The sequence below is a fragment of the Pseudomonas sp. MPB26 genome (assembly GCF_046605355.1).
GTDB classification, from domain to species: domain Bacteria; phylum Pseudomonadota; class Gammaproteobacteria; order Pseudomonadales; family Pseudomonadaceae; genus Aquipseudomonas; species Aquipseudomonas cedrina.
On sequence record NZ_CP176793.1, the window covers coordinates 5,911,816 to 5,932,427 of the forward strand.

The following is a 20,612-nucleotide window of genomic DNA, read 5'->3' on the forward strand; positions in this document are numbered from 1 at the left end:
GGCAATGCACATGACAATTCGCCAACCCTGCCCACCCGGCGCCTGCGTCTGCGATCGCGAACAGCTGCTGCAAGCCGCGGGCGCGGACCTGCGCATCCTCAACCTGACGCGCCACGAAGAGAAGAAACTGCTCGAGCGCCTCGAAGACCTCAAAAGCCTGCAAGACCTGGAACACATGCAGCAGCGCATGTATGAACTGCTGGGTATCCGCGTGCATATCGCGCCGGGTCATACCGAGGTCAAGAGCATGCGCGGGATTCAGATCGTGATCGACGAGTTGCCGGGCATGTGCCGCAAGACTCGCCAATCCATCCCGGCCGCGATCCGTCGGAGCCTGGAGAAACGCCCGGAAATTGCCTACCGCTTGCTGGATGCCCACGACCTGTTTCGCGAAGGTTGAAATTAATCGGCGAGCGTTTCAGCCTGGAACAGACCCTGGCCAATAGCCCTGGCTTTTTGCAGATGCGCGTGCGCCCCGCCGCTCTCCGAGTCCAGCAGCAACGCGGAGGTCACCACCTTCGCGCCACAGTAATCGAAGATACCGTAGTCAATTTGCGTGCGCATCGCCTTGGCATAACCATGCCGGTCAAACGCATCGTCATCGGCTGCGCCCAAGGCGAGCAGGTGCACCGGCAAGTGCCCGAGCTTTTTCACCACCGGCGTATCGGGCCCGTACTCGATGGCCCAGCCGTTGACGAATACGCGGTCGATCCAGCCCTTGAGCAGGCCCGGCAGCGACCACCAGTAGATCGGGAACGCCAGCACCAGGGCGTCGGCGCGGTCGATGCGTGCCTGTTCGGCGAGCACGTCGGCCGGTGGCGTTGCGTGGGTGCGGTGTACCCGGTGGTCGGCGGCAGTGTAACGCGGGTCGAACCCTTCGGCGGCAATGTCGGCGATTTCGTAGGTGTGTCCCGCTGCGGCAAGCCCGGCGGCCACCTGCGCGGCCACGCTGTGAGTGAGCGATTGCGGGTCGTGATGGGCAACAACGATCAGTGCGTGCATGACATTGACTCCGTTTGGCGTTAGGCTTGGGCTTAAGTTACGTTTAGTAAGTTATTCTTAAGTTACTTTTGGTATATAAGCATGTCAAGTCCTTCAGCCCCTGCTCCCCGTAGTCGCCTGTCCCGTGAAGATCGCCTGCGCCAATTGTTGGACGTCGCCTGGCAACTGGTGCGCGATGAAGGCACCGAAGCCCTGACCCTCGGCCGCCTGGCGGAGTTGGCGGGGGTGACCAAGCCGGTGGTCTATGACCATTTCGTCAGCCGTGCCGGGTTGCTGGCCGCGCTGTATCGGGATTTCGATGCGCGCCAGGACCGCGTGTTCAGCGAACGCATCGAAGCGAGCGGCGCGAACCTTGAGGATCGGGCCTGGGTCATCGCCGCGTCTTATGTGGAGTGCGTGTTGTTGCAGGGCCGGGAAATTCCGGGGGTGATTGCGGCGCTGAGCAGCTCACCGGAATTGGAAAGCCTCAAGCGCGAGTACGAGGCGATCTTTCTCGACAAGTGCCGCGATGCATTGTCGCCCTTTGGCCGCGTGTCCCAGGCGGGACTGCGAGCGATGCTGGGCGCGGCGCAAGAGCTGTCCCAGGCAGCGGCCAGCGGCGAGATCAGCCGTGAAGAGGCGCAGCAGGAGCTGCTGGAAACCATCCTGGCAATGGTCAACCGCGCGCATAAGTAAGCCGCCTTTGTAGTGAGCGGGCTTGCCCGCGCTGGGTGGCGAAGCCGCCCCAAACCAGGCGACACGGTTTTATCTGTAGCTCGGTGGTGACTGGATTAGGGCGGCTTCGCCACCCGACGCGGGCAAGCCCGCTCACTACAGACCCTGCTGGGGCCAGGCAGGGGCTAACGCCCGGCAATAAACAGCCGCACCTTGCGCGCCAACTGATCGAGATGCCGATCGCGCTGTTTCTCGGCATCCGCCATCGCGCGCTTGCCATGTTTTTGCAGCAGGTACGTATGGATCTGCCGCACTTCCAACGAACTGTAGATCGCCGATACATCCAGCACGCCCATCAGCCCATCGGTGCCGTAGTCGCGGGTATTCATCAGCACCTGGGTACCGCGCGCGCCGCGTAGCTTAAAGCCCAGGGCTTCGAACGCCGGAACCTTCTCTACCGCGCACGCCAGCTCGGCATGGGGGTAGCGGGCCAGTACGTCCTGCATCATCCGTCGCGCCACGCCCTGGCGCCGGAAACCGGCCTGTACCGCCATGAACGCGATGCCGCAGGCTTGAGGGTCGTCCTTCACGGGTAGATACAGGCAAAAGCCGAGCAGTTTTTCGTCGTCCATCGCCACGACCAGTTCAACGGCAATACCCTTGGAGCCATCAAGCGCTTCCAGGTACAGATGCACCTCAAAACCGATGGCGTACTGGTAAATGTTGTACAGCAGGTTACTCGGCGGCAGTGCCACGCTGCTGATGTCGGTGAGATTATCCACCACCATCTGCAGGATCTGGCCATTGACTGGCTCGGGGCACGGTGTGGTGTAGCGGGTAAGGCTGAACATGCAAATTCCTGGGCTTGGCATCAAGGCAGCGGCGATTGTACCTGTTGCACCGCGCACACCTCACGCAAACATCCGCGCAACCAGCGATGGGCCAGGTCGGCATCCAGCCGTGGGTGCCAGAGCATCGCTACGCTGAAGTCCGGCAGTTCCAGGGGCAAGGCGAAGCTGTGCAGGCCGTGTCGTCGGTGGGCGGTGTAGCGCTCTGGCACGCTGGCGATCAGGTCAGTGTCGCGGGCCAGGGCAATGGCGGTGGCGAACCCGGCGACGACGGTGCTGATCTGCCGCGTGAGGCCCAGGGCTTCAAGCGCGTCGTCGACCTGGCCACGGTCCTGGCCGCGCCGGGACACATAGACATGCTGGCCCCGGGCATAGCGCTCGGCGCTGATCTTGCCCTGGCTGAGGGGATGGCCGCTGCGCACCACGCCCACCAGACGGTCGCGGAACAGCGCCTGGGTCAGTACTTCCGGGCTGGCGGTGCGGTCGACCACGCCGGTTTCCAAGTCGACGCTGCCTTCTCGCAGCAATGCACTGTCCTTGTCGGTCTTGTTGATGAACCGCAGGCGCACGCCGGGTGCGTCCTGAGCGATGCGTGCCAACAACGCCGGGCCGAAATTTTCGACAAACTCCTCGCTGGTGCGCAAGGTAAAGGTGCGCTCCACCCGTGCCATGTCCAGGACATGCACGGGGCGCAACACGGCGTTGACGTCCTGCACCAGACGGCTGACCTGTTCGCGCAGTTCCAGCGCCCTTGGGGTGGGCACCAGGCCGCGACCCGCGCGTACCAGTAACGGATCGCCCGTGGTTTCGCGCAACCGCGCCAGCGCGCGGCTCATGGCCGAAGGGCTCAGGCGCAAGCGTCTGGCCGCAGCAGCGACACTGCCTTCGGCGAGCAATACATCCAGGGTGACCAGCAGATTGAAATCAGGCATTGGCATTCCTTATCAGGCGTCACGCGCATGTGTGAGCTGCAAGCCATGCGTCTTCCGCCATGGTAGGGCACACCGTAAATTTGTGACAGTTGCCTTCACTCAAGGATTCCCCATGCAGAACGCCTCACGCGGCAGCCTCTCCAGCCTGTCCCTGTCCATGTTGCTGGCCTCCCTCGGCACCAGCATCGCAAACGTCGGCCTGCCCAGCCTGGCGAGGGCATTTGATGCATCGTTTCACGCCGTGCAGTGGGTGGTGCTGGCTTACCTGCTGGCGATCACGGCGGTGATTGTGAGCGCCGGACGCCTGGGCGACCGACTGGGCCGGCGGCGCTTGTTGCTCGCCGGGTTGTGCCTGTTCGCCGCGGCGTGCGGATTGTGCGGCATGGCACCATCACTTCAATGGCTGGTCGCCGCGCGCATCCTGCAGGGGCTTGGCGCGGCAGTCATGATGGCCATGGCCATGGGCATGGTCGGCGACACGGTACCCCGTGAACGCACCGGACGGGTGATGGGCTTGCTGGGTACGATGTCGGCCGTCGGCACCGCAATGGGGCCAGGCGTTGGCGGTATGTTGCTGGGCACTTGGGGCTGGCGTGCGATTTTCCTGGTGGGCGTGCCGCTGGGGGGGTTGGCGCTGGTCCTCGCCTGGCGCTGTTTACCGGTTGACCGTCCGCACGCGCTTTCATCCAAGGGTCCGAATGCCTGGTCTTCATTGAAGGACGCTTCGTTGCGAGCCGGCTTGGCCATGAGTGCCTTGGTGGCCGCCGTGATCATGGCCACCTTTGTCGTGGGGCCGTTCTATCTGTCCCATGGCCTGGGGCTCAAGCCGGCGTGGATGGGCCTGACCATGGCCGTCGGCCCTTGTGTCGCGGCGGTCAGCGGCGTACCGGCCGGCCGCCTGACCGACCGTCTCGGCAACCGCCGCGTGACACTTGCCGGGTTGGGCGTGCTGGCCTGTGGCGCCCTGCTGCTGTCAATCGCTTCGGGCCTGTTGATGTACCTGGGCGGGTTGGTGATTTTGACCTGCGGCTACAGCCTGTTCCAGGCGGCCAACAACACGGCGGTGATGAGCGACGTGGAAGGTGGGCGTCGCGGCACGGTCGCAGGCCTGTTGAATCTGTCGCGCAACCTTGGGTTGATCTTCGGCACCTCGGCCCTGGGGGCGGTGTTCGCCTGGGCGACCCCGGATGTGACCCATGCAACCGCGCAATCGGTCGCCCACGGCATGCATCTGACCTTTGGCGTGGCGTTGGGTTTGATTCTGCTGGCCAGTGCAATGGCATCTGGCCGCATCACGGGGTTGAATGCCCCGCAGAACATCCGTTGAGGCAAAAAAACAAAAAAGGCGTTGCGCCAGACCGGGTTACATCGCGCATCATGGGCACTTTCAAGCTCAAGGGTAACGTCCATGCGCGTTCTGTCATTGATGATGGGTCTTACGACGCTGGCCGCCAGCCTGGTGTTCTGCGCCAGCGCGATGGCGAATGAAGAAAGTCAGTTGATACAACAGGTCAACCAATACCGCAGCCAGGTGCAACGCTGCGGCGACCAGGGCTCTCAGGAACTGCCGCCCCTGGCCAGCGATACGCGGTTGGTGCTGCCGGCCAACAACGTGGGCGATTTGCAGCAGGCACTGGCGCGGGCCGCTTACCCGATGGTCAACGTGCAGGCGATCAGTCTGTCCGGGCCCAAGGATGCCCAGTCGGCCATGAAGGCGGTGCGCGAAAGCTTTTGCCGCGTGGTGCTGGACCCGCAGTTCGTCGATATCGGCGTGAGCAACAGCGGCCAGGACTGGCGCATCGTGCTCGCCCGCCCGCTGCTCACCAGCGGCCTGGGCGACTGGCAGACCGAAGGCAAGCAACTGCTCAACCTGATCAACAGCGCCCGCGCGCAACCGCGTCAGTGCGGCACCCAGGGGTTTACCGCGACGACACCCCTGTCCTGGAATGACGACCTGGCCGGCGCCGCCAACAGCCACACGCGCAACATGGCCAACGGCAACTTCTTCGACCACCTCGACCACGACGGGCGTACCCCCGGCGATCGCGCCGAACTGGCCGGTTATATCGCGAAGAATATTGGCGAAAACATCGCTGCGGGCCTGGATACACCGCGCAAGGTCGTCGACGGCTGGCTCGCCAGCCCCGGCCACTGCGCCAACCTGATGAACCCGCAATTTCGCGAACTGGGCGCGGCGTACGCCATGGACCCAAAGAGCGACGCGGGGATCTACTGGACGGCGGTTTTCGGCGCGCAATAAGGACGTTGGCCAATTCACTCATCCGAAGGAGACATCAAATAGCCATCTCGTGGATAATTGTCCCGGAACCGATGGCCGCCAACCCGGTCTGTAGCTTGGCAGCCTGAACCCGTCAGGCAACCGACAAGACCGTGGTTAACAAGGTGTTTTGCAATGATGAATTGGCTGCAAAGTAGCAGCGACATGGCTGAGCGGGTTCGCCAGCATGACTGGGCGAGTACGCCCCTGGGGCCGCTGGAGCAGTGGCCGGATGTGCTAAAGACCACCGTCGCGCTGTGCTTTGCCTCAAGTTTCCCCCAGGCCATCGTATGGGGGCCGCAACTGATCACGCTCTACAATGACGCGTTCAGTCCGATCCTGGGCGACAAACCCTACGCGTTGGGGCGTCCGTTCAGCGCAATCTGGAGCGAAGCCTGGGCCGAGATCGCCCCCATCGCCAACGCCGCGTTCGAAGGCCATGCCACCTATATCGAGAATTTCCCGCTGCTGATCGAGCGCGGCGTGGGGCCTGAACAAGCCTACTTCACCTTTTGCTACAGTCCGATCCGCGACCCTCAAGGCAAGGTCGTGGGCATGCTCGATACTGTCACTGAAACCACCGCTACCGTTTTCCTCAACCGCCGCCTGGCCGTGCTGGACGCCATAGGCAGCGCCGTGGCCAATGCCACCGACGCCGCCAGCATCATGTCCACCACGACGCGCCTGCTGGCCGAGCAGCTGCAGGTGTCCAATTGCGCCTACGCCGACATGGATGCCGACGAAGATGGTTTTACCGTTCGCGGCAACTGGGCGGCGCCAGGTTCGCCGAGCATTGTGGGGCGTTACAGCCTGGCGTCGTTCGGTGATCGAGCGGTACAGCAATTACGCGCGGGCGAGCCGCTGGTCGTGCAGGACAATCGCGTCGAATTCCCGCCCGAGCAAGCCGCCAGCTACCAGGCATTGGGGGCGCTGGCGACGGTGTGTTTCCCGCTGATCAAGGATGGCCGCCTGACGGCCCTGATGTCGGTGCACCACGAAGCGGCGCGGGCCTGGTCGCCTTATGACCTGTCGCTGGTTGGCGAAGTCACTGAACGCTCCTGGGCCCATATCGAGCGAGTACGGGCCGATGCTGCCGTGCGCGAAGGCCTCGCCGCTTTCAGCGAGCTGAACGCCACCCTGGAGCAACGGGTGCAGGAGCGCACCACCGCGCTCACCGAGGCCGAAGCGGCGTTGCGCCAGTCCCAGAAGCTCGAAGCCATTGGCCAACTGACCGGCGGTGTGGCCCATGACTTTAATAACCTGTTGACCATCATTCGCTCATCGGTGGATTTCCTGCGCCAGCCTGGGCTTTCCGAGCAGCGGCGCCAACGGTATATGGGCGCCGTGTCCGACACCGTCGAGCGCGCCAGCAAACTCACCAGTCAACTGCTTGCCTTCGCCCGACGTCAGCCGCTGAACCCGGAAATTTTCGATGCGGGCCAACGAGTCCACAACATCGGCGAGATGCTCGAAAGCGTCACCGGCGCACGCATTCATGTGCAAGTGCAATTGCCCGAGCAACCTTGCCATGTGCGCGTGGATGCCAGCCAGTTCGAAACCGCGCTGATCAATATCGCCCTGAATGCCCGGGATGCGATGGACGGCCAAGGCACCCTGACCTTGCGCGTCGCCAAGGTTGCAGGAATGCCGCGCATCCGAGGCGATGAAGCGTCCCAGCAACCGTTTGTGAGCATCTCGTTGGCCGACACCGGCAACGGCATCACCCCTGACGCCTTCGAGCATATTTTCGAGCCGTTCTTCACCACCAAGGCGGTCGGCAAAGGCACTGGGCTTGGGTTGTCCCAGGTATTCGGGTTTGCCAAGCAGTCCGGCGGCAACGTTGACGTGGCCAGCCAGCTCGGCCAGGGCGCGGTCTTTACCCTGTACCTGCCCGAAGTAACGCCGCAGGCAGAGCAGCACCCTCTCCCTCAGGAAGATGAGCCTCAGCTCCAGGACACGACGCAGCACCACGTCCTGATCGTGGAGGACAACCTGGAAGTGGGCCGCTTCGCCAATCAGATCCTGCAGGACCTGGGTTACCAGACTACATGGGCCACGAATGCCGAACAGGCCCTCGCCCTGGCCGGCGAAGACGCCCTGGCGTTCGACGGGATTTTCTCGGATGTGGTGATGCCAGGCATGACCGGCGTTGCGATGGCCAGGCTGCTGCGTGAACGTCGCCCGGATTTGCCGGTGGTACTCACCTCCGGTTACAGCGAAGAGCTGGCCGACAGCGGCTACGAAGGGTTCGAGTTCCTGCCCAAGCCCTACTCCGCCGATCAGGTGGCACGAGCGCTGGCCAAGGCGATGCTCTAGCAACCCACACAGCCGATCCCTGTGGGAGCTCTCGAGCTTTAGCGGGGCAGCGATAGCGGACTGTCAGGCGATGAAAATGCCAGCAATGCCGCCGCATTCGCAGCCTCGCCGGGGCTCGACAGCTCCCACAGTTGAGCTGCGGTGCTGCTGAAAATGGGGCCAGCCGCTAAGCCGCAAATCCAAGCAACACAGCGATCCCCTGTGGGAGCTGTCGAGCTTTAGCGAGGCTGCGAAAGCGGTGGGTCAGGCGATGAAAATGCCAGCAGTGCCGCCGCCTTCGCAGCCTCGCCGGGGCTCGACAGCTCCCACAGTTGAGCGGCGGTGCTGCTGAAAATGGCACCAGTCGCTAAGCCGCAAATCCAAGCAACACAGCGATCCCCTGTGGGAGCTCTCGAGCTTTAGCGAGGCGGCGATAGCGCAGTGTCAGGCGAAGAAAATGCCAGCAGTGCCGCCGCCTTCGCAGCCTCGCCGGGGCTCGACAGCTCCCACAGTTGAGTTGCGGCGCTGCTGAGAAAGCGCCCGCAGCCACACGCCAAATGCAACCCACACAGCCGATCCCTGTGGGAGCTCTCGAGCTTTAGCGAGGCAGCGATAGCGCAGTGTCAGGCGACGAAAATGCCAGCAATGCCGCCGCCTTCGCAGCCTCGCTGGGGCTCGACAGCTCCCACAGTTGAGCGGCGGTGCTGCTGAAAATGGGGCCAGCCGCTAAGCCGCAAATCCAAGCAACACAGCGATCCCCTGTGGGAGCTGTCGAGCTTTAGCGAGGCTGCGAAAGCGGTGGGTCAGGCGAAGAAAATGCCAGCAGTGCCGCCGCCTTCGCAGCCTCTGCGCTCGACACACACATTAAAGCTTAGGGCGCCTTGGGCTCAGCCCTGCTCGGCCGCCACCGCCACCTGATTACGACCCAGGGCCTTGGCGCGGTACAGCGCCTTGTCGGCGGTGTTCATCAGGCTGTGCAGGTCTTGGTCCTGAGCATCGGTGTGCGCCACGCCGAGGCTGGCGCTCAACCCATGCACGGGTTCACAGGCGAGGCCGGCGATCGCCTTGACCAGTTGTTCGGCAATCGCCCGCGCGGTTTCCAGCGAGGTGTTGGGCAGCAATACCGCAAACTCTTCGCCGCCCAGCCGGCCATAGACGTCGGCCTGGCGGAACGAGGCCGTGATCACCCCGCCAATCTGGCGCAGCACCTGGTCCCCGGCCTGGTGGCCATAGGTGTCGTTGATCGCCTTGAAGTGATCCATGTCCAGCATCAGCGCACACAGCGGTTGCTGGTGATGGCGGCAGCGCTCGTACAGCACTTGGGCATGATGGAAAAACGCGCGACGATTCATCAGGCCGGTGAGTTCATCGGTCTGTGCGGCGCGCGTGGAAATAGTATGCGCACGCTCCATCTGCCGGGTCAGGCGAAACGCCTTCTCCAGGGCATCGGACAACTTGTGTGTGGCACTGATCACAAAGGTCGAAAACACCAGCACCGCAATGGCCACGCCAACCTGCATCGAAGAGGGCTGGACCAACAACCACAGGGTGCACGGCAACAGCACCAGGCCCATGGAGACCAGCGACATATAGCGATAAGCCGAGTAACAGGAAACCGCGCCGACCGACATGCCCACGGTAAACAGCATGACCAGCGCCTGGGACAAGCGGTCATCGGTAGGCATCACCGCCAGGGCGCCGAGGCCCCAGATGCCGGCGGAGAGCACCAATGTGATCCAGTAACGGCGCTCCCAGCGCCTTGGCGTACGCTCGGCCTCTGGGCAACGAAACCATTCCACGAACATCTTCACGCGCAACAGTGATGAGCCTGCCAGCACCACCAGCCAGATCAGGATGACCTGGCTATCAAAGCGATCCCAGCACAGCCAGCACAGCATCACCGCCGCTATGTAGCTGCCGAAAATGGCGGCGAAAGACTGCCGGAAGAGCTGATGCAAACGGTCAGTTCGCACCTGCTCCTCTATAAAGCAATCCTGATCCTGCCCACGCCCAAGGCCATTCATGAGATCCGCCTGATCCGACTGCCATGACAAAGGCGCCATTGTGGCACCCTGCCAGTAGCGCGGACAATAGAATCCAGCGCGGTAGAGCCTTTAGTGCGCTTCCGGTCGCAGGATCAGCACCCCAAGCGGCGGCACATTCAACGACAGCGACACCGGTTGGCCGTGGCGCGGCTCATCCAGGGTGTTGACTTCGCCGCCATTTCCGTAATTGGAACCGGCGTACATCTCGGCATCAGTGTTGATGACTTCCTTCCAGCGTCCGGCGAAAGGCACGCCGACGGTGTAGGCCTCACGCGGCACCGGGGTGAAGTTGGCCACCACCAGCACCGGCTTGCCATCCTTGCCCCAGCGCAGCCAGGCATAAACGCTGTTGAGCGCGTCGTCGCCGATCAGCCATTGGAAGCCCTGGGGCGCGTCATCCTGCTCGTGCAACGCAGGCTCCTCGCGGTACAGGCGGTTCAAGTCGCCCACCAGCTTCTGCACGCCCTGGTGCTCCTGGTACTGCAGCAGGTACCAGTCCAGTTGCTGGTCGTGGTTCCACTCGCGCCATTGGCCGAATTCGCAGCCCATGAACAGCAGCTTCTTGCCAGGGTGCATCCACATGAAGGCCAGATAGGCGCGCAGGTTGGCAAACTTCTGCCAGCGGTCGCCGGGCATCTTGTCGATCAGCGAATGTTTGCCGTGCACCACTTCATCGTGGGAGATCGGCAGGATGAAACGCTCGGACCAGGCATACACCAGGCCGAAGCTCAGCTCGTTGTGATGGTGGGCGCGGTATACCGGGTCCTGCTGGATGTAGTGCAGGGAATCGTGCATCCAGCCCATGTTCCATTTGTAATTGAAGCCCAGGCCGCCCTGTTGCGTCGGCTGGCTCACTCCCGGCCAGGCGGTCGATTCCTCGGCGATCACCAGCGCGCCAGGCGCTTCCAGGGCGACTACGTCGTTCAAATGGCGCAGGAATTCGATGGCTTCCAGGTTCTCGCGACCGCCGTGGCGGTTGGGCACCCATTCGCCGGCCTTGCGTGAATAGTCGCGGTAGAGCATCGACGCCACGGCGTCCACGCGCAAGCCGTCGATGTGGAAGTGCTTGAGCCAATGCAGCGCCGAGGCCAGCATGAAGCCATGCACTTCGGTGCGGCCCAGGTTGTAGATCAGCGTGTCCCAGTCCTGATGGAAGCCTTCCAGCGGGTTGGCATATTCGTACAGCGCGGTGCCGTCGAATTGCGCCAGGCCGTGGGTATCGGTGGGGAAATGCGCCGGTACCCAATCGAGGATCACACCGATGTCGGCTTGGTGCAGGGCATTGATGAAGTACGCGAAATCTTCCGGCGACCCGAACCGCGCCGTGGGCGCGAATTGCGACAGCGCCTGGTAACCCCAGGAACCGCCGAACGGGTGTTCCATGATCGGCATCAGCTCGACGTGGGTGAAACCCAGTTGCTGCACATAGGGAACCAGACGTTCAGCCAGTTCGCGCCAATTGTATTGCCGGGCCACTTCGCCCGCCTCGTCCAGCTCGCATTGCCACGAACCCACATGCAACTCGTAGATCGACAGCGGCGCCGTGGCCTTTTGCTTTTCAACCCGTGCCTGCATCCATTCATGGTCTTGCCAGTCCACCTGCAACGGTGCGGCGACCTTAGACGCAGTGTCCGGCGGCATCTGGGTGGCGAGCGCCATCGGGTCGGCCTTGAGCGGCAGGATCCCGTGGGCACCGAGAATCTCGTATTTGTAGGCCGCGCCCGGTTGCAGGCGTGGGATAAAGATCTCCCAGACGCCGGAAGGATGGCGCAGGCGCATCGGATGCCGGCGCCCATCCCAGATATTGAAGTCGCCGACCACCGACACCCGCCGCGCATTCGGTGCCCACACGGCGAACCTCACGCCCTGCACGCCGTCGACGCTGGTCACTTGAGCGCCCAGGCAACTGCTGAGGTCGCGGTGATTGCCTTCGGCAAACAGGTACAGGTCCATCTCACCCAGCAACAATTGAGTGAAGCTGTAAGGGTCTTCGGTGATCTGCTCGCCGCCGGCCCACTGGATCTTCAGCAGGTACGGCTGACGGGTATTGAAGTGCCCGACGAACAAACCTGGCACCTGGCTCGCGTCCAGGGCGCCGAGCTGCTCGCTGCCGTCACGCGCCAACACCTGGACGCTCAAAGCCTCCGGCAGAAACGCGCGGATGAATTGGCCGCCGTGTTCATCATCGTGCGGCCCGAGGATCGAGAATGGGTCGTGGTGTTCGGCGCGTACCAGTGCTTCGACGTCCTTGGACGCCGGCAATGCTGTCAACTTCGGTTGCAGCGGTTCTTTATGTGTAAAGCTCATGACGTTTCCCCACCGCGTGCAGTTTTCGATATAGGTGCAAGCCCGCTCAACAGTCCGTGCAACCCTTGCAGGGGCACCGGCAACCAGGTCGGGCGGTTTTCCGCTTCGTAAGCCACTTCATACGCGGCCTTCTCCAGGCTGAACAAGGTCAGCGCCGCGTCCTGGCCGTTGGCATCCTGCCAGTCATGCGCCAGTGTAGACGTAGCGGCCTGATAAGCCTGGGTAAAAGCCTGGCGTGCTTCTTTCAGGTAGCGATCGGTGACGCGTCTGCGTGCCTGGTCCGCTTCGGGCGAGTGATCCACGCCTTGCAGGTTCAGGGCCATGGCCGCTGCGTAATCAAACGAACGCAGCACACCGCTCACATCCTTGTACGGGCTGTGCTTGCCCCGTCGTTCATGCAGTGGCCGCGCCGGCTCGCCTTCAAAGTCGATCAGGTAGGCATCACCCTTCACCACCAGCACCTGGCCCAGGTGCAAATCACCGTGGACGCGGATGCGCAGCCCGCCCGCGGTGGCTTTGGCCAACGCCTGCACATGCGCGGCAATCGCCTTTTTCTGTGCCAGTAAGTCACTGACCAGTGCTTGATCGGCTGCGTTCAATTGCGCTTGGTTAAGTTTGAGCAGTTGCAAGGCACGGTCGAGTTGCGCGCCGACATCCTTGGCCCATGCCTGAGTGTCTTTGGCAGTAGTGACCTCGGGTTTGAAGTCCGCGTTTGCGGTCTGCGCGCCGAGTACCAGGTGCATTTCGCCCAGGCGCTGGCCGAGCAATCCGGCAAAATCCTTCAGTTCGCCCAAGGCGTTGTAGTGCTGTTCCTGCTCGGAAAGCGCTTCAGCCAATTCATCGCGGATGGCGCGCTCCAGGTTGTTCTGGGTCCAGGTCCAGGCGTCGCCCTGATTGCTCAGGTAACCCTGGGCGATCATCAGCAGGTTGTCCTGGCCTTCGGCGTCGCGGCGAACCACAGCCCCCATCAACGGCGAAATGTTCGGGTAATCGGCGGCGGTCAGGTAGGCGCTCATTTCCAGCTCCGGGTGCACACCGGCGCTGACTTTACGGATCAACTTGAGCACCAGGCTCTCGCCCACCACCACCGAGCTGTTGGACTGTTCGGCGGACAGGTAGCGCACCGCGAAGTCATCCTTCAATTGCAGATCAGTCAAGTGCGACGTCGCTTCAAAGCGGATATCCCCATCGCTGGTGCTGAGCACGGTGCCTGCCAGCAAACCCTGGATCACCGAACGGATAAACGACTCAAGGCTGAACGCATCGGTGACCAACCCCACTTCCCGCGCTCTGCGCACCCGGGCCATGGCCAATTGCTGCGGCAAGGCGCTGGTAAACTGGTCTTCGGCGAGGAAGCCGAACGGCAACTGATAACGGCTGACCTGGCCACCCGCTGTCACCTCCAGTTCGCTGAGCAATACCGGGTGCTGGGCATCGCCAAAGCGCACGCCATAGGCGATATGCACGCTGTCGATGACCGTGTCCTTACCGGCAAACCAGCGTCGGTTGGGCAGCCAGGTGGGCAATGAAGTCGATTGCAGGGTGGTGCGGCACGGCTCGTCCAGCAACTCTTCGAGGCGCTTTTTCAGCACCAGAGTGGTGAAGTCGGGCATGCCTTGAACAGGTTCCACGTGCCAGCTGGGCATTTGATTCTCCGCCGCCAATACAAACCAATAAAAACCATAGGGCGCCAGGGTCAGCAGGAAATTCAACTGACCGATCGGGGGGAAGGCGTTGCCCCCCAGCATCTCCACCGGCACCATGCCGGCGAACGCCGACAGGTCCAGCTCGGCCGCCTGGGCACTGCGTGATACGTTGGCCACGCACAGGATGATTTCAGTGCGGCCATCCGGCGCGGTGTACTCGCGGGTATACGCCAGGATGCGCCGGTTGCTCGGCGAGAGCATCTTCAGGCTGCCGCGGCCAAACGCCTTGGACTGCTTGCGCACCGCCAACATGCGGCGCGTCCAGTTGAGCAGCGAGTGCGGGTCCTGGGTCTGGGTCTCGACGTTGACCGACAGGTAGCCGTACAACGGGTCCATGATCGGCGGCAGCACCAGGCTGGCCGGGTCGGCGCGCGAGAAGCCGCCGTTGCGGTCGATGGACCACTGCATTGGCGTGCGCACGCCATCGCGGTCGCCGAGGTAAATGTTATCGCCCATACCGATTTCATCGCCGTAGTACAGGGTCGGCGTGCCAGGCATCGACAGCAGCAGGCTGTTGAGCAGTTCGACACGCCGGCGGTCACGCTCCATCAACGGGGCCAGGCGTCGGCGAATGCCCAGGTTGATGCGCGCGCGGCGGTCGGCGGCGTAGTAGTTCCACAGGTAGTCACGTTCCTTGTCGGTGACCATTTCCAGGGTCAGTTCATCGTGGTTGCGCAGGAAGATCGCCCATTGGCAATTGGCGGGAATCTCCGGGGTCTGGCGCAGGATGTCGGTGATCGGGAAACGGTCTTCCTGGGCCAGCGCCATGTACATGCGCGGCATCAACGGGAAGTGGAACGCCATGTGGCACTCGTCGCCGTCGTCGCCCTTTTTGTCACCGAAGTACATCTGGGTGTCTTCCGGCCACTGGTTGGCTTCGGCCAGCAACATGCGGTCCGGGTAGTTGGCGTCGATCTCGGCGCGGATTTGCTTGAGAACGTCGTGGGTTTCGGCGAGGTTTTCGTTGTTGGTGCCGTCGCGCTCGATCAGGTAGGGGATGGCGTCCAGGCGCAGGCCGTCGATGCCCATGTCCAACCAATAACGCATCACGCTCAGCACCGCCTTCATCACCTGCGGATTGTCAAAATTGAGGTCGGGCTGGTGCGAATAGAACCGGTGCCAGAAGTACTGGCCGGCGACCGGGTCCCAGGTCCAGTTGGACTTTTCGGTGTCGAGGAAGATGATGCGGGTGCCGTCGTACTTTTGGTCGTCATCCGACCACACATAAAAATCCCGCGCCGCCGAGCCGGGCTTGGCCTTGCGCGCACGCTGGAACCAGGGATGCTGGTCGGAGGTATGGTTGATGACCAGTTCGGTGATCACCCGCAACCCGCGTCTGTGCGCCTCGGCGATAAAACGCTTGGCGTCGGCCATGGTCCCGTAGTCGCTGTGCACGCCGCGGTATTCGGCGATGTCATAGCCGTCGTCGCGGCGTGGTGAAGGGTAGAACGGCAGCAGCCAGATGGTGTTCACGCCCAGGTCGGCGATGTAGTCGAGTTTGGCGATCAGGCCGGGAAAGTCACCGATACCGTCGTTGTTGGAGTCGAAATAGGATTTGACGTGAACCTGATAGATCACCGCGTCCTTGTACCAGAGCGGGTCTTTGATAAAGGTGGCAGCGTTAGGCTTCTTCGCCATTGGAAAACTCCTGGAATACTGGAACTGAAGAAACACGGTCAATGTGGGAGCGGGCTTGCTCGCGAAAGCGGTGTGCCAGCCAGCGAATTCATTGATTGATTCACCGCCTTCGCGAGCAAGCCCGCTCCCACAGTTTTGATCTCCAGTGAGCTTAAGAGGTGGTAATACGCCAGATCCCAAACGGCATCTGCGGCTCCAGGCGGGTCCACTGGGTCTTGCCATACCAGGTCCAGCGATGGCCGTTCATCAAATCCTCGCCCTGGGTCTGCGCATCATCCGGCAAGCCCATTTCCCACAGCGGCAGCTCGAAATGCGCTTCCTGGGCATTGAACGGATCAAGGTTCACCGCCACCAGAATGAAGTTGCCGCCATCCTCGCTGCGCTTGCCGAAGTACAGGATGTTGTCGTTCCAGGCGTTGTAGAGCTTCAACCCCAGGTGCGTCTGCAGCGCCGGGTTTTGCCGACGGATACGGTTGAGCTGGGCGATCTCGGCAATGATGTTGCCAGGCGCGGTGAAGTCCCGTGGGCGGATCTCATACTTCTCCGAGTCGAGGTATTCCTCTTTGCCCGGCACCGGCGCGGCCTCGCACAGCTCGAACCCCGAATACATGCCCCACAGGCCCGAGCCCATGGTGGCCAGCGCGGCACGGATCAGGAAGCCGGGGCGCCCGGATTCGTGCAGGAACGCCGGGTTGATGTCCGGCGTATTGACGAAGAAATTCGGCCGGTAGCATTCACGCCACGGCGACTCGTTCAACTGCGTCAGGTATTCGCTCAACTCGGCTTTGGTATTGCGCCAGGTGAAATAGGTGTAGCTCTGGGAATAGCCGACCTTGCCCAGGCGCGCCATCATCGCCGGCGTGGTGAACGCCTCAGCGAGGAAGATCACCTCAGGGTATTTGGCGCGCACATCGCTGATCAGCCATTGCCAGAAGGGCAGCGGCTTGGTGTGGGGGTTATCCACGCGGAAGGTCTTCACGCCCTCCTCGACCCAGCCCACCACAATATCGCGCAGTTCGGTCCACAGGCCGGGAATCGCGTCCGCCGCGTAAAAATCGACGTTGACGATGTCCTGGTACTTTTTCGGCGGGTTCTCGGCGTATTTGATCGTGCCGTCCGGGCGCCAGTTGAACCAGCCCGGATGCTCCTTGAGCCATGGGTGGTCCTGGGAACACTGGATGGCAAAATCCAGGGCTATTTCCAGGCCATGCTCGGCGGCGGCCTGGACCAGGCGGCGGAAGTCATCGCGGCTGCCCAACTGCGGATGGATGGCCTCATGGCCGCCCTCCTCGCTGCCAATCGCATACGGGCTGCCCGGATCATCGGGGCCGGCGGTCAGTGAGTTGTTCTTGCCCTTGCGGTGGCTGCGTCCGATCGGATGGATCGGCGGAAAGTACAGCACGTCAAAACCCATGTCGTGGATCATCGACAGCCGTGAGTGCACGTCGTTGAAGGTGCCGTGGCGCGCAGGATCATCAGTGATCGAGCGTGGAAACAGCTCATACCAGCTGGCAAACAACGCAGCCTCGCGCTCCACATCGATTGGGTAGGCGGGGCTCACGCTCAGATAGGCACGGTGGTCGGCCTGGGTCATCAGGTGCGCACTGTCTTCGTGCAGGAACTGCGCAACCTGCTCGGTTTCCAGCAGGCCGGACAGTTCGTGGTGCAGCAACATCAGGCGGTCGCGCAGTTCATTGTCGCTGCGCTCGGCCGCCTGCAGCACCAGGCTGCGGCCTTCCTGCAGTTCCAGGCTGACCGGCACGCCGGCTTCATGCTTCTTGCGCAGTTCGTAGCAGAAGCTGGCGAAGGTATCGATCCAGGCCTCGATGCAATATTCATGGGGGCCTTGCTGGGTGACGGTAAACGAACCCTCCCAGCCATTGTTGCCCACATCGCTCATGACCACGCTGTGCCAGCTTTCATCCTGGCGCGCACGCCAGCGAATCAACACGGCAAGCTTGTCGTGCCCGTCGGCAAACACTTTGCTGGTAACGGTAACGCGCTGGCCGACCACGGCCTTGACCGCAAACTCGCCGCCGTCGATCACGGGTGAGGTGCTCTCGATCGCAATCCGTGGCAGCAACAAGGCCTGGGACAGCGGCAATATGGAGTTTTCTGGAACCTGTGTCTGCGCAGTCATCGAGCATCTTCCCCTTACGCCCTATGGACGCTCTTTGCTTGATCCGAATTCTGGTACGCCGCACTCTCCCAGAGCGGGGCCGCTTATAGGTCCGAGCTTGCGCCGCGGCTAAAAGTTCAGGCGGATGTGTGGCCATTGGGCGGGAATCAATTGGCCCAGGCGGATGTCCACCCACAGAGCAAAGCACAAAGGAGGCCACACTAATGAATATCCCGATCCCGGCTGAAACCCCGGACCCGAATATCGACGAACCAACCCTGCCGCCCACCGAGCCGGCGCCGGTTCCGGAAAAAGAACCGCCTGGAAACGAACCGCCACCCGTCGAAGAACCACCGACGACGATGCCACCGGTGATCGTCAGTCCTTCTCGAAACGCTTGACGATTTTCGGCATCACGCTGAACACCGCCAACGCCAGCAACGTACTCAGTACCGCTGTCGATTCCCGGCCCAACCCGGCCGAGACCCCAATCGCAGCGGTCATCCACAAGCCCGCCGCGGTGGTCAGGCCTTTGACATGGCCTTCGTCATCATCCTTGCCCTTGATGATAGTGCCCGCGCCCAAAAAGCCGATTCCGGCAATCACGCCCTGCATCACCCGGCTCATGGCATCCGCCTGGTTACCGGACATCTGCGGCACCAGCACGAACAGTGCCGCGCCCAGCGCCACCAACATATGGGTGCGTACCCCGGCGGCCTTGCCCTTGCTCTCGCGTTCAAAGCCGAGAATGCCGCCCAGGATCGCGGCCATCAACAGGCGCACGGTGACCTGGGTGAGCTGCTTGGCGTCGCCGATATCGGCAAATTCGGCCTGCAGGGTTATCCACGCTTCATGCAACCAGGCTTCCATCAACGTTCCTCTGTCATCAATAGGTAATGAATGGACAATCGCGACCGCCAGTCAGTTGCCTGGAACCGCTGCGCATTACTGATTTCCTACGGTTGATGGTCCATAAATCTGGAGATCAGCATGCCACTGCGTATCGAAAACCAACTGTGCTACTTCGTGCTCAATGACAATGATCAGGAACACAGCATGCCGGCGACCCGGGTCAATATCGTCACCGACACCGACAAATCCATGTCTTACGTGGAATTGGCTGGTGAGCGGATCTATATCACCGAAGCCGAGGCGGATGCCTTGACCGTCGCTGGCGCGCACGACGGGCGTCAACATGTAAAGGCAGATGTGCCTGATTCGTTGATCTGACAGGTGCCTGTAAGGCGCCCTCGCTCTGATCCGCTTTTTTATCGCCCTGCCTGAGTCTGTCATGCACACTGCACGACATCTGTGTGTGGTATTCAAGAAAGCAATCAGCCCATCCATGAAACGCTACGAAAAATTCGCCGACGACATCGCTGAACTGATCCGCTGCGGCGTGCTCGGTCCCGGCCAGCGGGTGCCGTCGGTGCGCTATGCCAGCCAGACCTACGGCGTCAGTCCGTCCACGGTGTTCCAGGCTTACTATCTGCTGGAGCGGCGTGGCCTGATCCGCGCGCGGCCGCGCTCCGGCTATTTCGTCAACACCCACGCACCCAGTCCGTTCTCCGAACCGGCCGTGAGCGAGCATGTGCATGAGTCCACCGAAGTGGATGTGAGCGAGCTGGTGTTCTCGGTGCTCGACTCGATCAAGGACCCCAACACCGTGCCCTTCGGCTCGGCGTTCCCCAGCCCCATGCTCTTCCCGCTGCCGCGCCTGGCTCGCTCCCTGGCCAGCGCCAGCCGCGAGATGGACCCGCGTCTGGTGGTCACCGACATGTCGCCGGGTAACCCCCAGCTGCGCCGGCAAATCGCCCTGCGCTACATGGTCGGCGGCCTGATGTTGCCGATGGAAGAACTGCTGATCACCAACGGTGCGCTGGAAGCCTTGAACCTGTGCCTGCAGGCCGTCACCGAACCGGGCGACCTGGTCGCCATCGAAGCCCCGGCGTTCTACGCCTGCCTGCAAGTGCTGGAGCGCTTGAAACTCAAAGCCGTGGAGATTCCCGTGCACCCGCGCGACGGCATCGACCTGGGCGCGCTCGCACAAACCCTGGCGCGCTACCCGATCAAAGCCTGCTGGACCATGACCAGCTTCCAGAACCCCATGGGCGCAACCCTACCGCAAGCCAAGAAACAAGCATTGGTGGAACTGTTGCGTGGCCACCAGGTGCCGCTGATCGAAGACGATGTGTATGCCGAGCTGTATTACGGCCAACAAGCGCCGAAACCCGCCAAAGCCTTTGATACCGAAGGCCTGGTGATGCACTGCGGCTCCTTCGCCAAGAGCCTGGCCCCCGGTTATCGCGTGGGCTGGGTGGCGGCCGGGCGCTTTGCGCAGAAAGTCGAACGCTTGAAACTAATGACCTCGCTGTGCCCCTCGATGCCGGCCCAGGCGGCCATTGCCGACTACCTGCAACACGGCGGCTACGACCGACACCTGCGCAAACTGCGCTACGCGCTGGAGGAACAGCAAAGCGCCATGCTCGCCGCCATCGCAAGCTATTTTCCGGCGCAGACGCGGGTGAGCCAGCCTACCGGGGGGTACTTCCTGTGGCTGGAACTGCCGGAGCAGACCGATTCGTTAAAGCTGTTCCAAATGGCGCTGGCACAGGGCATCAGCATCGCGCCGGGGCCGATTTTCTCGGCCACCCAGCGCTTTCGCAATTGTATCCGCCTGAACTACGGTAGCCCCTGGACTGAGGCGTCGGAAAAGGCGATGGAAATGCTGGGGCGGATTGTAAAGTCGTTTTGACAGACGCCATACAATTGTAGTGAGCGGGCTTGC

The 20,612-nt window shown here is 62.3% G+C and carries 16 protein-coding genes; 8 read left to right on the top strand and 8 right to left on the bottom strand.

What is annotated here, in order from left to right; genetic code table 11:
- Positions 1–10: 10 nt before the first annotated feature.
- On the top strand, positions 11–400 hold the full coding sequence (locus ACLH0H_RS26950; RefSeq protein WP_411382470.1) for a hypothetical protein: 390 nt from the start codon (positions 11–13) through the stop codon (positions 398–400).
- 2 nt (positions 401–402) lie between these two features.
- On the opposite strand, the gene ACLH0H_RS26955 is transcribed toward ACLH0H_RS26950, so the two are convergent.
- Positions 403–1,002 carry an NAD(P)H-dependent oxidoreductase gene (locus ACLH0H_RS26955; protein ID WP_411380389.1) on the bottom strand — a complete coding sequence of 200 codons (600 nt, stop codon included), beginning with the start codon at positions 1,000–1,002 and terminating at the stop codon, positions 403–405.
- Positions 1,003–1,083: 81 nt separating this feature from the next.
- On the opposite strand from ACLH0H_RS26955, the gene ACLH0H_RS26960 reads away from it, so the two are divergent.
- On the top strand, positions 1,084–1,677 hold the full coding sequence (locus tag ACLH0H_RS26960) for a TetR/AcrR family transcriptional regulator (RefSeq protein ID WP_411380390.1): 594 nt from the start codon (positions 1,084–1,086) through the stop codon (positions 1,675–1,677).
- Positions 1,678–1,841: 164 nt separating this feature from the next.
- Here the strand turns inward: ACLH0H_RS26960 and ACLH0H_RS26965 are convergent, their stop codons facing one another.
- Together ACLH0H_RS26965 and ACLH0H_RS26970 are read right to left on the bottom strand one after the other, a co-directional pair.
- The gene (locus ACLH0H_RS26965; RefSeq protein ID WP_411380391.1) at positions 1,842–2,507 is read right to left on the bottom strand and encodes a GNAT family N-acetyltransferase; all 666 of its coding nucleotides are present in this window, start codon (positions 2,505–2,507) and stop codon (positions 1,842–1,844) included.
- A 20-nt stretch (positions 2,508–2,527) separates the two neighbouring features.
- A complete protein-coding gene (locus tag ACLH0H_RS26970) occupies positions 2,528–3,436 on the bottom strand; it encodes a LysR family transcriptional regulator (protein ID WP_411380392.1) in 909 nt (302 codons plus the stop codon).
- Between the two features lie 112 nt (positions 3,437–3,548).
- On the opposite strand from ACLH0H_RS26970, the gene ACLH0H_RS26975 reads away from it, so the two are divergent.
- From ACLH0H_RS26975 to ACLH0H_RS26985, 3 genes are all read left to right on the top strand, one after another.
- Entirely contained in the window at positions 3,549–4,763 is a 1,215-nt protein-coding gene (locus ACLH0H_RS26975) for an MFS transporter (protein ID WP_411380393.1), read from the top strand.
- 81 nt (positions 4,764–4,844) lie between these two features.
- On the top strand, positions 4,845–5,696 hold the full coding sequence (locus tag ACLH0H_RS26980; RefSeq protein ID WP_411380394.1) for a CAP domain-containing protein: 852 nt from the start codon (positions 4,845–4,847) through the stop codon (positions 5,694–5,696).
- 153 nt (positions 5,697–5,849) lie between these two features.
- Positions 5,850–8,030: an ATP-binding protein gene (locus tag ACLH0H_RS26985; RefSeq protein ID WP_411380395.1), complete on the top strand. Its 2,181-nt coding sequence runs from the start codon at positions 5,850–5,852 to the stop codon at positions 8,028–8,030.
- Between the two features lie 866 nt (positions 8,031–8,896).
- On the opposite strand, the gene ACLH0H_RS26990 is transcribed toward ACLH0H_RS26985, so the two are convergent.
- The 4 genes from ACLH0H_RS26990 to ACLH0H_RS27005 form a co-directional block, all read right to left on the bottom strand.
- A complete protein-coding gene (locus ACLH0H_RS26990) occupies positions 8,897–9,967 on the bottom strand; it encodes a GGDEF domain-containing protein (protein WP_411380396.1) in 1,071 nt (356 codons plus the stop codon).
- A 156-nt stretch (positions 9,968–10,123) separates the two neighbouring features.
- Positions 10,124–12,361: a 1,4-alpha-glucan branching protein GlgB gene (glgB, locus tag ACLH0H_RS26995; RefSeq protein ID WP_411380397.1), complete on the bottom strand. Its 2,238-nt coding sequence runs from the start codon at positions 12,359–12,361 to the stop codon at positions 10,124–10,126.
- Positions 12,358–15,705 (bottom strand): maltose alpha-D-glucosyltransferase, encoded by a 3,348-nt coding sequence (gene treS / locus ACLH0H_RS27000; RefSeq protein WP_411380398.1) that lies wholly within the window; start codon positions 15,703–15,705, stop codon positions 12,358–12,360. Before treS ends, glgB begins: the two co-directional genes overlap by 4 nt.
- A gap of 151 nt (positions 15,706–15,856) precedes the next feature.
- The gene (locus tag ACLH0H_RS27005) at positions 15,857–17,845 is read right to left on the bottom strand and encodes an alpha-1,4-glucan--maltose-1-phosphate maltosyltransferase (protein ID WP_411380399.1); all 1,989 of its coding nucleotides are present in this window, start codon (positions 17,843–17,845) and stop codon (positions 15,857–15,859) included.
- A gap of 203 nt (positions 17,846–18,048) precedes the next feature.
- On the opposite strand from ACLH0H_RS27005, the gene ACLH0H_RS27010 reads away from it, so the two are divergent.
- Positions 18,049–18,225, top strand: coding sequence for a hypothetical protein (locus tag ACLH0H_RS27010; protein WP_186691357.1), 177 nt, complete (start codon positions 18,049–18,051; stop codon positions 18,223–18,225).
- Here ACLH0H_RS27010 and ACLH0H_RS27015 read toward each other — a convergent pair.
- Positions 18,203–18,694 carry an MgtC/SapB family protein gene (locus ACLH0H_RS27015; RefSeq protein WP_076952372.1) on the bottom strand — a complete coding sequence of 164 codons (492 nt, stop codon included), beginning with the start codon at positions 18,692–18,694 and terminating at the stop codon, positions 18,203–18,205. The genes ACLH0H_RS27010 and ACLH0H_RS27015 overlap by 23 nt on opposite strands.
- Positions 18,695–18,814: 120 nt before the next feature.
- Between ACLH0H_RS27015 and ACLH0H_RS27020 the strand changes: the two genes are divergently transcribed.
- Together ACLH0H_RS27020 and mapR are read left to right on the top strand one after the other, a co-directional pair.
- Positions 18,815–19,054 carry a DUF3203 family protein gene (locus tag ACLH0H_RS27020; protein ID WP_411380400.1) on the top strand — a complete coding sequence of 80 codons (240 nt, stop codon included), beginning with the start codon at positions 18,815–18,817 and terminating at the stop codon, positions 19,052–19,054.
- Positions 19,055–19,169: 115 nt separating this feature from the next.
- Positions 19,170–20,579 (top strand): GntR family transcriptional regulator MpaR, encoded by a 1,410-nt coding sequence (mapR, locus tag ACLH0H_RS27025; protein WP_411380401.1) that lies wholly within the window; start codon positions 19,170–19,172, stop codon positions 20,577–20,579.
- Positions 20,580–20,612 lie beyond the last annotated feature (33 nt).

Excerpts from the sequence above, each read along its gene's own strand:
- ACLH0H_RS27010 (WP_186691357.1), top strand. The coding sequence starts at position 18,049 with ATGAATATCCCGATCCCGGCTGAAACCCCGGACCCGAATATCGACGAA.
- ACLH0H_RS26980 (WP_411380394.1), top strand. The coding sequence starts at position 4,845 with ATGCGCGTTCTGTCATTGATGATGGGTCTTACGACGCTGGCCGCCAGC.
- ACLH0H_RS27005 (WP_411380399.1), bottom strand. The coding sequence starts at position 17,845 with ATGACTGCGCAGACACAGGTTCCAGAAAACTCCATATTGCCGCTGTCC.
- ACLH0H_RS26975 (WP_411380393.1), top strand. The coding sequence starts at position 3,549 with ATGCAGAACGCCTCACGCGGCAGCCTCTCCAGCCTGTCCCTGTCCATG.
- ACLH0H_RS26970 (WP_411380392.1), bottom strand. The coding sequence starts at position 3,436 with ATGCCTGATTTCAATCTGCTGGTCACCCTGGATGTATTGCTCGCCGAA.
- ACLH0H_RS26955 (WP_411380389.1), bottom strand. The coding sequence starts at position 1,002 with ATGCACGCACTGATCGTTGTTGCCCATCACGACCCGCAATCGCTCACT.
- glgB (WP_411380397.1), bottom strand. The coding sequence starts at position 12,361 with ATGAGCTTTACACATAAAGAACCGCTGCAACCGAAGTTGACAGCATTG.
- ACLH0H_RS26950 (WP_411382470.1), top strand. The coding sequence starts at position 11 with ATGACAATTCGCCAACCCTGCCCACCCGGCGCCTGCGTCTGCGATCGC.
- treS (WP_411380398.1), bottom strand. The coding sequence starts at position 15,705 with ATGGCGAAGAAGCCTAACGCTGCCACCTTTATCAAAGACCCGCTCTGG.
- ACLH0H_RS27020 (WP_411380400.1), top strand. The coding sequence starts at position 18,815 with ATGCCACTGCGTATCGAAAACCAACTGTGCTACTTCGTGCTCAATGAC.
- ACLH0H_RS27015 (WP_076952372.1), bottom strand. The coding sequence starts at position 18,694 with ATGGAAGCCTGGTTGCATGAAGCGTGGATAACCCTGCAGGCCGAATTT.
- mapR (WP_411380401.1), top strand. The coding sequence starts at position 19,170 with ATGAAACGCTACGAAAAATTCGCCGACGACATCGCTGAACTGATCCGC.
- ACLH0H_RS26965 (WP_411380391.1), bottom strand. The coding sequence starts at position 2,507 with ATGTTCAGCCTTACCCGCTACACCACACCGTGCCCCGAGCCAGTCAAT.
- ACLH0H_RS26960 (WP_411380390.1), top strand. The coding sequence starts at position 1,084 with ATGTCAAGTCCTTCAGCCCCTGCTCCCCGTAGTCGCCTGTCCCGTGAA.
- ACLH0H_RS26985 (WP_411380395.1), top strand. The coding sequence starts at position 5,850 with ATGATGAATTGGCTGCAAAGTAGCAGCGACATGGCTGAGCGGGTTCGC.